The organism is Cohaesibacter sp. CAU 1516 (assembly GCF_005771485.1).
Classification (GTDB): domain Bacteria; phylum Pseudomonadota; class Alphaproteobacteria; order Rhizobiales; family Cohaesibacteraceae; genus Cohaesibacter; species Cohaesibacter intestini.
This window is the reverse complement of the sequence record NZ_VANT01000009.1, coordinates 20,290-33,257: the sequence shown is the minus strand read 5'-3', so window position 1 is coordinate 33,257 and position 12,968 is coordinate 20,290. Positions and strand designations below refer to the sequence as shown.

The 12,968-nt window shown below is 56.2% G+C and carries 9 protein-coding genes; 1 reads left to right on the top strand and 8 read right to left on the bottom strand.

Features of this window, described 5'->3' with window-relative positions; translation table 11 throughout:
- Positions 1-213: 213 nt before the first annotated feature.
- From FDK21_RS18195 to galE, 4 genes are all read right to left on the bottom strand, one after another.
- Entirely contained in the window at positions 214-1,227 is a 1,014-nt protein-coding gene (locus FDK21_RS18195; protein ID WP_138150364.1) for an SDR family NAD(P)-dependent oxidoreductase, read from the bottom strand.
- Positions 1,228-1,443: 216 nt separating this feature from the next.
- Positions 1,444-3,375: a sulfate adenylyltransferase subunit CysN gene (gene cysN, locus FDK21_RS18190; RefSeq protein WP_138150363.1), complete on the bottom strand. Its 1,932-nt coding sequence runs from the start codon at positions 3,373-3,375 to the stop codon at positions 1,444-1,446.
- Positions 3,375-4,304, bottom strand: a complete 930-nt coding sequence (gene cysD / locus FDK21_RS18185; protein WP_246657617.1) for a sulfate adenylyltransferase subunit CysD — start codon at positions 4,302-4,304, stop codon at positions 3,375-3,377. The genes cysN and cysD overlap by 1 nt, the downstream gene beginning before the upstream one ends.
- A gap of 258 nt (positions 4,305-4,562) precedes the next feature.
- Positions 4,563-5,564 carry a UDP-glucose 4-epimerase GalE gene (galE, locus tag FDK21_RS18180; RefSeq protein ID WP_114008578.1) on the bottom strand — a complete coding sequence of 334 codons (1,002 nt, stop codon included), beginning with the start codon at positions 5,562-5,564 and terminating at the stop codon, positions 4,563-4,565.
- Between the two features lie 556 nt (positions 5,565-6,120).
- On the opposite strand from galE, the gene FDK21_RS18175 reads away from it, so the two are divergent.
- Positions 6,121-7,410, top strand: a complete 1,290-nt coding sequence (locus FDK21_RS18175) for an outer membrane beta-barrel protein (protein ID WP_138150362.1) — start codon at positions 6,121-6,123, stop codon at positions 7,408-7,410.
- Between the two features lie 123 nt (positions 7,411-7,533).
- On the opposite strand, the gene FDK21_RS18170 is transcribed toward FDK21_RS18175, so the two are convergent.
- The 4 genes from FDK21_RS18170 to FDK21_RS18155 form a co-directional block, all read right to left on the bottom strand.
- Positions 7,534-8,742, bottom strand: a complete 1,209-nt coding sequence (locus tag FDK21_RS18170; protein ID WP_138150361.1) for an acetate/propionate family kinase — start codon at positions 8,740-8,742, stop codon at positions 7,534-7,536.
- A 24-nt stretch (positions 8,743-8,766) separates the two neighbouring features.
- The gene (locus FDK21_RS18165) at positions 8,767-10,188 is read right to left on the bottom strand and encodes a bifunctional enoyl-CoA hydratase/phosphate acetyltransferase (protein ID WP_114007907.1); all 1,422 of its coding nucleotides are present in this window, start codon (positions 10,186-10,188) and stop codon (positions 8,767-8,769) included.
- Between the two features lie 647 nt (positions 10,189-10,835).
- Positions 10,836-12,200, bottom strand: coding sequence for a methyl-accepting chemotaxis protein (locus tag FDK21_RS18160; RefSeq protein ID WP_210238838.1), 1,365 nt, complete (start codon positions 12,198-12,200; stop codon positions 10,836-10,838).
- Positions 12,175-12,699: a PAS domain-containing protein gene (locus FDK21_RS18155; protein WP_138150360.1), complete on the bottom strand. Its 525-nt coding sequence runs from the start codon at positions 12,697-12,699 to the stop codon at positions 12,175-12,177. Before FDK21_RS18155 ends, FDK21_RS18160 begins: the two co-directional genes overlap by 26 nt.
- Positions 12,700-12,968: the final 269 nt, after the last annotated feature.

Genomic DNA, 12,968 nt, shown 5'->3' with positions numbered 1-12,968 from the left:
CAATATCTTGGGAATCGGGTCGACGAGGCGGCTCCCGGCCGCTTTGCCTACGTGGGAGAACGGACCCGCATTCCTGAAGCAGAATGCCCTGGGAGAAGGCATCTGAACCCAAAGCATAGAGGCAGCAAGGGCTTGCGGGCAAGTCCTCCGTTGGCATTGCGACTAAGATATCAGAAGCGAGGCATCCCTAACATAACAAGCAACGTCGTTGACTCACTTATTGTAATAATCGCGGAACCAGGCAACGAAAGCCTTCACGCCATCTTCAATGGTCGTGGCGGGTTTGTAGCCGGTCAAATGATGAAGCAGGCTCGAATCCGAAAGGGTGGCAGGCACATCCCCCTGCTGAATTTCCATCATGTTGCGGATCGCCTTCTTGCCAAGCGCTGCTTCTATGGCTTCGATGAAGTCGAGCAGCTGGACCCGCGTGGCGTTGCCAATATTGACCGTGCGATAGGGAGCAACCGGGGAAAGCGAGTCCCCGTCTTCGATCTGGTCGCGGCTTTGCGGGCGCACTGGCACCGCTTCCATCAGCAGACTGATCGCCTTGACGAGATCGTCGACATAGGTGAAGTCGCGCATCATCCGGCCATGATTGTAAATATCGATCGGCCGATCATCGAGAATGGCGTCGGTGAATTTGAACAGGGCCATGTCCGGACGGCCCCATGGGCCATAGGCGGTAAAGGTGCGAAACATGGTGATCGGCAGATCATGGATATGGGCGTAAGAATGGGCCATCGATTCCGTGGCCTTCTTGCTTGCAGCATAAAAGGACATTTGCGCGTCGGTTTTGTCGACTTCGCGATATGGCATCTGCTCATTGGCGCCATAGACCGAGGAGGTCGACGCCATCAGCAAATGCTCGACCCGTTGTTCGAGCGCCGCTTCCATCACATTGAAGGTGCCGATGATGTTGGCTTCCAGATAGGAGCGCGGATTGTCGATGGAATAGCGCACGCCCGCTTGGGCTGCCAGATGGACGATGATGTCGGGGGCAAAGTCGCGCACCGCCTTGGCCACCGCATCCTGATCTTCGAGCATAGCCTCGGTCACGGCGAAATTGCGGTTTTGCATCAGCATCGCATGGCGGCGCTGTTTGAGCGTGATGTCGTAATAGTCGGTGATGCCGTCAAAGCCATGGACGATATGCCCCTCGGCCAGCAAATGTCTAGCGAGGTGAAACCCGATGAAACCCGCTGTACCGGTGATGAAGACGCGTTTCATGATCTGGGATCCTCTCTGGCTCGTCGCCTCGATAGGCTCTGTGGCTATCGTGGCTTGCATGATCTGCCCGGGTTGTCTCAGAAAGTGGGATCGCATTCAAGCGCCGGGAGGGCGGCTTTCTCAACTTTTCCTAAGACATGGCAGTAAAAAAGGAGGATGCGGCAGCCGCACCCTCCTTGCTGCATCTGGTATCAGGCGACCCGTCTGTCAAGGGAATCAGACGGACCAATCATAGATCTCGGTCTTGCCGAGATAGTCGACGATGGCGTCGGCGGCCTCTTCGGCGCTCATGTCGGCTGTGTTGACATGGATGTCCGGATTGAGCGGCGCTTCATATGGCGCATCGATGCCGGTAAAGTTCGGGATGTCGCCTGCCCGCGCCTTGGCATAGAGCCCCTTGACGTCGCGTGTTTCACAGACTTCCAGCGGGGTGTCGACATGGATCTCGACGAATTCCCCCTCGCCCAGCATATCGCGGACCACATCGCGCTCGGATTTGAAGGGCGAGATGAAGGCGGTCAGCACGATCAGGCCCGCATCAACCATCAGCTTGGACACTTCGCCAATGCGGCGGATATTCTCCACCCTGTCGGCATCGGTGAAGCCGAGATCTCTATTCAGACCATGGCGGACATTGTCGCCATCGAGCAAATAGGTGTGTCGGCCATCCCGATGCAGCTTCTGTTCCACCAGATTGGCAATGGTCGACTTGCCCGAGCCGGAAAGGCCGGTGAACCACAGCACTTTCGGGGTCTGATGTTTGAGCGCGGCGCGGGAGCCCTTGTCGACATCCACCGCCTGCCAATGGATGTTGTCTGCCCGGCGCAGGCCCTGCCAAACGAGACCAGCGGCGACCGTCTGGTTGGAATAGCGGTCGATCAGGATGAAGGATCCGGTCTGGCGGTTCTCTTCATAGGCATCCATGGCCAGCGGCTGGGAGAAAGCAATGTTGCAGAAGCCGATCTCATTCAGCTCCAGCGTCTTGCCCGCATCCTTGCGTGAGGCGTCGTTGACGTCAATCTTGTGGTTGAGGGCGGTGATGGTGGCCTGCACCTGCTGGCTGCCAAGCTTGATAATATAGGGCCTGCCAACAAACAAATGAGCGGAATCCATCCAGATGAGATGGGCAGAAATCTGATCGGTCACCAATGGGCGGTGTTGCGCAGGGGCCAGCAGATCGCCGCGGGAAATGTCGATTTCGTCTTCGAGCGTGATGGTGACCGCTTCGCCGGCCTCGGCATCGGGCAGCTCGCCATCCATGGTGACAATCGAGGCGACCTTGGAGGATTGACCGGATTTGGCCACCACGACTTCATCGCCTACCTTGACGATACCTGAGGCAACCGTACCGGAAAAGCCACGGAAATTGAGGTTCGGGCGGTTGACCCACTGGACGGGAAAACGGAACGGCAAGGCGCGGTCGGCGCTTTCGGTGTCGATCTCTTCAAGATAGCCGAGCAGGGTCGGGCCTTCATACCAAGGCATATTCTCGCTTTTGGCGACCACATTGTCACCATAGCGAGCCGAGATCGGCACGGCGGTGATGGTGTCAAACTCAAAACTCTGGGCAAAGGTCTGATAGTCGGCGAGGATCTTGTCGAAGACCTCTTGGCTATAATCCATCAGATCCATTTTGTTGACCGCCAGCACCACATGGCGCACGCCGATCAGGGCATTGATGAAGCTGTGGCGACGGGTCTGGGTCAGGATGCCTTTGCGGGCGTCGATCAGAATGACGGCCAGATCGCTGTTGGAGGCGCCGGTCGCCATGTTGCGGGTATATTGCTCATGGCCGGGCGTGTCGGCGACGATGAATTTGCGCTTGTCGGTCGCAAAAAAGCGATAGGCCACGTCGATGGTGATGCCCTGTTCCTGCTCGGCCTGCAGGCCATCGAGCAGCAAGGCCAAATCAACGTCATCGCCGGTGGTGCCGTGCTTTTTGCTGACTGCTTCGAGCGCCGTCATCTGGTCTTCGAAGATGGTCTTTGAATCATAGAGCAGCCGACCAATCAGGGTCGATTTGCCATCATCAACGGAGCCACAGGTCAGGAAGCGCAGGATGTCGCGGCTGTCCTGCTGGGCGATCTGGTCGATTTGCACGGGGGTTGCGGTTTCAACGGTCTTTTGTGTCACAGGAGCAATGGTCATCAGAAATATCCTTCCCGCTTTTTCTTCTCCATCGAGGCGGTGTCGTCATGGTCGATCATTCGCCCTTCCCGCTCGGAAGTGCGGGCCACAAGCATCTCTTCGAAAATGGCTTCAAGACTATCGGCGCTGCTTTCCACCGCACCGGTCAGCGGGTAGCAGCCCAAGGTGCGGAAGCGGACAATGCGTTCCTCGGGCACTTCACCGGGCTGGAGTGGCAGGCGCTCGTCATCGACCATGATCCAGGTGCCATCGCGTTTGACGACGGGGCGTTTCTTGGCAAAGTAGAGCGGCACGATGGGGATATTTTCCAGCATGATATATTGCCAGATATCCTGCTCGGTCCAGTTGGAAAGCGGGAAGACACGAATGCTCTCACCCGGTTTGATGCGGGTGTTGAAGAGCTGCCACAGCTCTGGCCGCTGGTTTTTCGGATCCCAGGCATGATTTTCATTGCGGAAGGAGAAAATGCGTTCCTTGGCGCGGGACTTTTCCTCGTCGCGGCGCGCGCCACCAAAGGCAGCGTCGAATTTATGCTCTGTCAAAGCCGCCTTCAGAGCGTCGGTTTTCATCACCTGGGTGTAGAGCGATGAGCCATGATCAAACGGGTTGATATTGTCCGCGACCCCTTGCTGATTGGTATGAACAATCAGATCGAGATCATAATCGCGAACCATTTGGTCGCGAAAGGCAATCATCTCGCGAAACTTGAAGGTCGTGTCGACATGCATCAAGGGAAATGGCAGGCGGGAGGGATAAAAAGCCTTCCTTGCCAGATGCAGCATCACGGCGCTGTCCTTGCCAATGGAATAGAGCATCACCGGGTTTTTGAACTCGGCGGCCACCTCGCGCATGATCTGAATGCTTTCATGTTCAAGGCGTTTGAGGTGCGAAATGCGGCGTTCCTGAGCCGGATCAGACATCATGGTCATCCTTCGGGGTCCTGTCTGGTCACAAGCATCGCCTTCTGTTTGGAAACTGCGAAGGCAAGACTTGGCGTTCATGAATGCAGGTCTGACAGCGGCCTTGGCCCTACCGTTTGACCTGGATTTCGAATAAGCGTCATCCTTCGTGCTCCAGTCGGTATGACTTGGGAGCACGTCTGGACCACACTGTGGTGGTTTGCGGATCAGACATATCCAGCTTCGGGCCGGTTTGGTCTGATCAGTGTGTGAGTGGCGACTGCTGCCTCAGGCCCGGTTGTGGCCCTTTTCGAGAAGCCCGCGCTCCCAATCGAGCGCAGTCCTGACGATCAGATCGAGATCATCATATTGCGGCTGCCAGTTGGTGATGCCCCGCAAGCGCGTGGAATCGGCCACCAGGTTGGCCGGGTCGCCGTCCCGTCTTGCGACGATATCGGCGGAGAAATTGTTATCAGACACGCGACGAACGGCATCGACCACTTCCAGAACGGAATAGCCCTTGCCATAACCGCAATTGGCGACGAACGGTTCGTGCCCGTCCAGCAGTGCTTCAAGCGCCAGTGCATGGGCGGCCACCAAATCCGAGACATGGATATAGTCACGGATGCAGGTGCCATCAGGCGTCGGATAGTCATCGCCAAAGATGGCGAGCTTGTCGCGCTGCCCAAGCGCCACCTGATTGGCGACCTTGATCAAGTGGGTTGCCACCGGAGACGATTGGCCGGTGCGACCTTTCGGATCAGCGCCGGCAACATTGAAATAGCGCAGGGCAGCATATTTCAGGCCATAAGCCACCGCGCTGTCACGCAGCATATATTCGGTCATCAGCTTGGAGGTGCCATAGGGCGAAATCGGCTCGAGCTGGAGATCTTCGCTCAGAGCTCCCTCGACACCTTCAGGGTTGCCATAAACGGCGGCCGTGGAGGAGAAAATGAAGGCCTTGACGCCTGCCTTCACTGCATTCTCGATCAGCGAACGGGACTTGACGGTGTTGTTGAGATAATAACCGAGCGGGTCGGTGACAGAATCCGGCACAACGATGGAACCGGCAAAATGAATGACCGCGTCGACCTTGTGCTCGGCCATCACATCGGCAACCAGCGCACTGTCGCCAATATCGCCTTCTATGACAGGCACTGAATCGGGCACCAGCCACTGGAAGCCAGTGGAGAGATTGTCGATGACCACGACATCCTTGCCGGCATCAAACAAGTTCCAAACCATGTGGCTGCCGATATAACCGCAGCCTCCCGTCACCAAAATGCTCATCCTGTCCCCAACCTGTTTTGCCAACGCTTCCCGGCCAGATTTGCGTTGCTCAGGGTTGCTGCCAATCTTGCCCCCGAAAAACGAAATCATGCTCATTATTTGCGGCTTTCGACGAAAGACTGCAACCCCAAACTGGCGTTGAGAAAGCAAATAAGACCCAGTTTCGAATGTATGCAGTTTTTGGAACGCGCGAGTTCCAACAATCGGCACAATATTGAAAGCAAATTTCCTACCGCCCTGCCACGACTCACCATTTTTCCTGCTTTCATCCCCAGCCAGCACCCCATGATCGCCTGCCTTTTGCCTCCAGCCGGTCTGCAGGCGGGCACCAGCAAACTCCGTATTCCGCTTTTGTTCCCGAGATTTGGGCTATAGTGTCACACTTGCGTTTTTCAACGCGGGATAGGTGCCGGAATGGCAGGGGTTAACTTGATTCCAGCCGAGCGCTCTGATACAGCGAAAAGGGACTTTTATGAGCCGTTGTCGAAAATGATTGGAATTAACGAATTCGTTTCTGGTCTTTTTTCGAAGGCAAATTGATTTTTCGGGTGCTTGTATGACTATGAATAAAGACCGGACCATTGCGCGATGCGCGCGTGCAGCGCTGCTCGCCTCTACTGTTTCCATCCTCGGTCTTGCGGCACCGGCCAATTCTGCCGATATGGGACAGGTTTTCGGCACCAAGTCGGCCTATGACTGGAGCGGCCTCTATATGGGTGTTCAGTTCGGCATGGGCACCGGTAAGGTCAATTCATCGGATGGCACCAACAAGGTTTCCGAACGCTTCTCTCAGGGCGACAATACGACGGGTGGCGTGCTGGTGGGCTGGAACTATCAGACCGGCAACATTGTCTATGGTCTGGAAGGCGGCCTGTCGATCAACGAAATCAAGGCCAATCATAACGGCAGCACCGTGGCCTATCACAATAGTGACTATGTCTGGCATGCCGAAGCCCGCGGTAAGGTGGGCTATTCGCTCGGTCGTTTCCTGCCTTATGTTCATGCCGGGGTTCTGGCTGGTGAATTCTACCAGCAGAGCGCACCGGGTGCGACCAGCCCTTCCGCAAAGATGAAAACCGTTTACGGCTACACCGCCGGTGCCGGTATCGATGTTCGCATTGGCCCGAAAATCTCGCTGCGCTCCGAATATGTCTATCAGAATTATGGCAAGCAGAATTATTACCTTGCCAGCGTGCCAACCACGCTGAAGTCCGACTTCGACGTGCATATCGCTCGCGCGGCTTTGCTGTATCATTTCGGCAATCCGATCACCCAGTCCGATGAGCCGACCAGCAATGCCCTGTTGTTTGCCGGACCGTCCTTCGGTGTCAATGTCGCCACTTCGACCGGAGATGTGAAACTGGGGGGCTACAGCTCAGGCAACTTCAGCCTCGACACCATTTCGGCCGGGGCAACGGTTGGCTATCTCTATCCGATCAACGATTTCCGCGTTGGTGCGGAAGCCGAACTGGCGATGCATAGCGGCTCCGAAAGCACCAATCCGGGCGGCCTGCTGACCAGCCTGAAATATCGCCTGATGTGGCATGCGGCCGTGCGCGGCAAGGTTGGTTATGTGTTTGAGAATTACATGCCTTATGTGATGGCCGGTGCCAATCTGGGCCAGTTCACCACCAGTTCGCAGCCCAACAACAACACCAACCTTGACCCTTACAAAAATGGCTACAGCGTCGGGGCCGGTTTCGAATATGCGATCAGCGATCATCTGAGCGCCGATGTGGCCTATAGCTACAACACCTATAAAAAGACCGGTGTTGATACCAGCGGCAGCGTGACCAAGGTCGGCCATGATTTCCATCAGGTCCGGTTCGGCCTGACGGTTCGCTAACCGCCGTTTCCAGCAATCGGATTTTTAAAGGCGTGCTTCGGGCACGCCTTTTTCATTTGTCGGGCATAACAAAGCCGGCCCTGATCTCAGGACCGGCTTTGTTAATTTTCATGCGGCTTGGGATCAGACCGACAGCGCATTCAGCGTGTGGCGGGCGATCATGATCTCTTCATCGGTCAGGATGATATAGACCGGCAGAGATCCATCTTCGGAGATCAGGGATGCGTTGGCATCATTGCGAGCAGGGTCGATGCGAATGCCGATCCAATTGAGATAGTCGCCGATCTTCTTGCGGATGATCGGGCCATGTTCGCCAATGCCTGCGGTGAAGACCAAAGCATCCAGACCGCCGGTGGATACGGCCAGAGAGACAATCTGCTTGGCAACCCGACTGCAGAAGTAATCGACCGCCAGCTGAGCGCGTGGGTCGGGATTGTCCTGAAGGTCACGCATGTCATTGGAGATTTCAGAAATGCCGAGCAGACCGGACTCCCGGTAGAGCAGCTTTTCAAGATCTTCCGCATCCATGTCATGTTCCCGCATCAAATGGATCAAGATGCCCGGATCAATGCTGCCTGGCCGGGTGCCCATGGGCACACCTTCCAAAGCGGAGAAGCCCATAGAGGTCTCGATGCTCTTGCCGTCCTCAAGCACGGACAGGCTGGCACCATTGCCCAGATGGGCAACGACGACGCGGCCCTTGGCCAGATCTGGCATTTCCTGCTTGAGATAATGCGCGATATATTCGTAGGACAGGCCGTGGAAACCATAGCTGCGGATGCCCTGATCGGTCAGACGCTTTGGCAGGGCATAGATCGAGCAGAGGTCGGACTGACCCTGATGGAAGGCTGTGTCGAAACAGGCAACTTGCGGCAGGTCTGGCCGGGTCTTGGCGAGCGCTTCAATGGCAGCCACATTCTGCGGCTGATGCAAGGGAGCAAGCGGGCTGAAGCTTTCCAGCTGCTTGAGGATCTCAGCCGTTACCACCACGGGCTTGTCATAGACTTCGCCGCCATGAACCACTCGATGACCGGCAGCGATCAGCGGCAGATCAGCTGGCAGACTGGTTTCGATCCATGTCAGCAGATGTGGCAGGATGGATGGAACAGTGCCTTCGTCCTTGGTGGCCCAGCTTTCGTCGGCCAGTTTCTCGCCTGCCTCGCTTTTGGCTTTCAAATGGGCATCCGTGCCGATGCCGGTCAACTGGCCTGCAAAGAGTGGGACAACCCCTTCCGCGCCGTCTGCGTCGAGCTGAAAAATGGAAAATTTCACACTGGAGGAGCCGCTGTTCAGGACGAGCAGCGCTCCCTTCTTGATGTCGGATTGTGTCATTCTGTCGATGCTTTCAATCGTCGCTTATTTGCGTTTTTCGCCTGCGGCCATCAGGACGGCCAATGCGCAAGAGGCAAGACGGGCAGGCAGGCTGTCGGCGCGAGAGGTCAGAATCACAGGCACGGAGGCCCCGACAATGATGCCAGCCGCGTCGGCGTGGGACAGGAAAGACAACTGTTTGACCAGCATGTTGGCCGAGGCCAGTTCCGGTGCCAGCAGAATGTCGGCCTGACCGGCCACCTCGGAGATGATCCCCTTGGTGCGGGCAGCTTCTGCGGAAACCGCATTGTCAAAGGCCAGAGGACCATCCAGCAAACCACCGCGGATCTGACCGCGGTCCGCCATTTTGCAAAGCGAGGCCGCATCGACGGACGAGACGATGCGCGGATTGACCGTTTCAATCGCCGACAGGATGGCAACCTTTGGTGTTTCAACACCCAACAACTGTGCCAGATCGATGGCATTCTGGATGATATGGACCTTGTCTTCCAGATTGGGTGAGATATTGACCACGGCATCCGAAATCAGCAAAGGCTTCGGATAGCTCGGCACCGACATGACGAAAACATGGCTGATGCGCTTGGCCGTCCGCAGACCGACTTCGCGCTTGACCACCGCGGCCATCAGCTCGTCTGTATGCAGAGAGCCTTTCATCACGGCACCGGCTTCGCCATTCTTGGCAAGTGCCACGCCTTTGGCTGCGGCGTCGAGCTCATCGCGAGCATCGACCAGACGGAAGTTGGAAATGTCGAGATTGTTGTCTTCGGCCACTTCGCGAATTTTGTCTTCCGGCCCAACCAGAATTGGGTCGATCAGGCCAAGCTGATAGCCAAGGCAGGCGCTTTCCAGCGCGACGCGACCGCAAGGATAAACCACCGAGGTTGGCAACGGATCGAGATCTGCGCATTTTTCGGTCAGCAGATCCAACTGATCGTGGGCGATGAATTGCAGTTCCGGCAAGGCATGGCCTTCCTGACTGCGATGCTCACTTGGGGGAATGACGATCGCCTCGCCCTTGACCAGCAGCTTGCCGGTCTGGTCGACACAGCTGCAGTCGAAGGAGACCAGCTTGGGACCGTTCTTGGAGGCTTTCTTGGATTCGATGGTGACCGTTGCTGTGACCGTGGAGCCGAGGGGGATCGGCGCAAGAAATTTCAGATTCTGTTTGTGGTAGATCGTTCCGGGGCCGGGGAGGCGCGTGCCCAGAAGACCGGAAAACAAAGAACCGGCCCACATGCCGTGACCGACAGGCTGCGAGAAAATCGCACTTTCCGATCCTTCGGGGAAATGCAGTGGGTCCGTGTTACCGGACATGGTGGCAAACAGGTTGATATCGGTCAGGGTCAGTACGCGGGTAATACTGGCAGACTGGCCAATCTCCAGCTCGTCAAAGGTGAGGCTGGTCAGCTGGGTGATGGGCTGTTGCAGTTCGGAAAATGCGGTCATTTGTCTGTTTATCCCTAGATGGAAAATCTGGCCTTCATGTACCACCCGAGCTGAAAGGGAGTCTAGCAGGCGACCTATTCCAATCCTGCATCACAGCCACCCAAATGCCCTCGCGTGTTCTGTCGGGCCAATCCTTGCCTAGCCAGACTTATGGCTGGTTTCATTGACATTACTCAGAAATTAGCGATTATTTACATCGCATGGCAGTTTTGCACCATTTGCATAGCCCAAAATGCGCACTTCTCGCACATCCCCTCATTCTGCCGCAATGATCTGCCAAAACAGCATAATAGCCCACAACAAGGTCAGCTCTCCTGCACCATTCCGCGCGCTTGCAGCCGGAATCGTCCCGACCTACGTTTTGTGCGCTGCAAATTTGACGCAATTGCCACCTCTTTTTGTACCACCAAAGGCGAGCTTTCACCCTGCGACGACGAGTCGCTCTTGATAGTCGAGACCGATTGACGCCCCCCCCCCGCCACACCCTTCCCCTCGGTCAGGAATACTGTCTCTTTGCCGGAAGGTCTACCGGGCGCATCAGACAGCAAAAAGGCAGCCTGCAACCACCGCCGCAGACCGCCTCATCCGTGATCCCTTTGCCAGGATACCCAGCGCTCATGATACCCGACGCTCATGATACCCGGCGCTCATGATACCCGACGCTCTGGGCCATCATAGTCAGCATCGAGGGTCTCGCGCCGGTCGAGCGGTCCCTGACGCAATCCAAGGATAAACTCCGAGACTTCCCTTTGCAGGATCGAGGCATCCCCATTCATGCGTTTGGCAGATGCCATGACGAAGTCTGCCGCCTGTCCCGTTTCCTCCGCATTGCGCGACACGGTGGTGATATTCTGGGCGACCTGCTCGGTTCCGAGATGGGCTTCTTCGACATTGCGGGCGATTTCGGCGGTCGCCGCATTCTGCTGTTCGGCAGCGGCTGCGACAGCCGAAGTGATGTGTTCCATCTCGCCAATCACCTCAGACACATTGCCAAAGGCGGTCACGGCCCCTTCTGTCGCAGACTGGATCGCATGAACCTGCTGGGTGATTTCCTCAATCGCCTTGGCGGTTTGGCCTGCCAGCTCCTTCACCTCGCCAGCAACCACGGCAAAGCCCCGCCCTGCCTCTCCGGCACGGGCCGATTCAATCGTGGCATTCAGCGCCAGCATATTGGTCTGTTCGGCAATAGCAGAAATCAGTTCAACAACGCGGCCAATGGTTTCGGCAGAGGCGGTCAGCCCCTTGATTTTTTCTTCCCCCTGCCGGGTCTCACTGACCGCCCGACTGGCGACCCGGGCGGATCGTTCGATCTGGGTGCCGATTTCGCGAGAGCTGGCGCTCAATTGTTCCACCGCAGAGGAAACGGTCTGCACATTGACCGACGTTTCGTGACTGGCCGAGGCAACAATGGCTGCCCGCTCGTTGGTGTTGGCAGCGCTTTGGGTCATGTCGGTCGCGGTGGCATTCATCTGATCGCCAGCCTGCGACAGATTGGCAGCAATGACCTTGGTTGCCTGTTCGAAATGGGTCGTCTTACTGGCAAAGTCATTGATGCGGGATTGCACGCGATTGATGGCATCATTCATCTGGATGGCATAGGCCTGAAAACTGCCATTGAGACCCGCGAGTTGAATGCGGCGATAATATTTGTTGTGGGACAAAGCGTTGGAGGACGCCACCGCCTCACGGATGAAGGTGTCAAACCGGTCAACGAGATAATTGACCGCCGTCATCATGGCGCGCACATCACCTGAATCGAGATTTTCATTGACCCTGCCCTCAAAGTCGCCGCCTCCGATCTGCCTGCAGATCTCCGCCGTGTGGGCGAGAGAGCGTGCAGTGGTCTGGCTTTGCCATAACGCATAGACCAGCCCCAGCAGGGCAATCCCCATCATTGCGGCAAGCCCGCCACCCGTTAACCCGGTTGCCATGAGGCCAACAGCAGACGCCATCGACAAGCTGCTGACCAACAGTCCCAGACGCAGTTTAGAGAGTGAGGATAAATTGATCATAGGTCGTTCTTTTCTCTTCCAGAATGTCGGCAAGATGATTGGTGCTTTTCTGAAGGCCAACCTTGCGATTGTCTTCGCCGTTTTCGATGGCCCGCAAGTCACGATAAAGGGGTTCGATCACATCGCTCAGGATGGACCGTTCGGGCGCACGGCGGGCCGAGTGGTATCCAATCACCTGCCCTGATCCGTTCAGCGAGGGCGTAACATGAGCAAAAACCCAGTAGTGATCGCCGTTGCTGGCCATATTCTTCACATAGGCGAAGACTTCGCGCCTGGCTTCCAAAGCAGTCCATAGATGCTTGAAAACAGCGCGCGGCATGTCAGGATGACGGACACAACTGTGGGGCTGGCCAAGCAACTCCTTGTTGCTGTAGCCCGCAATGGTGCGGAACAATTGGTTGCAATAGGTGATGCGGCCCTTCATGTCAGTCTTGCTGACAAGCATTTCGCCGGGATCGAAGTGACGTTCCAGTCCGGTTGGCATAATTCGTTGTGCCATTCCCAACTCCAAAAAAAATTATTCAATGGAGACAGACTGGTATAAAACTGTAAATAAATTCTTATTTAATGAATTATATCAATAACATATAAGTATTTTACCGATAGCGCCATTTGTCAACTATTGCAAGCAGAGCCCTTGCTTGGCTCCGCATTGCTGTCCGGTACAGCATCGTCGGTGAAGCGTCGAGACTTATCGACCAATTTGCCCCGACGGGTTGGGAGATGCGAGAACTCTTCTTTTGTCGGATGGAATGTTGGGGTTGGTCA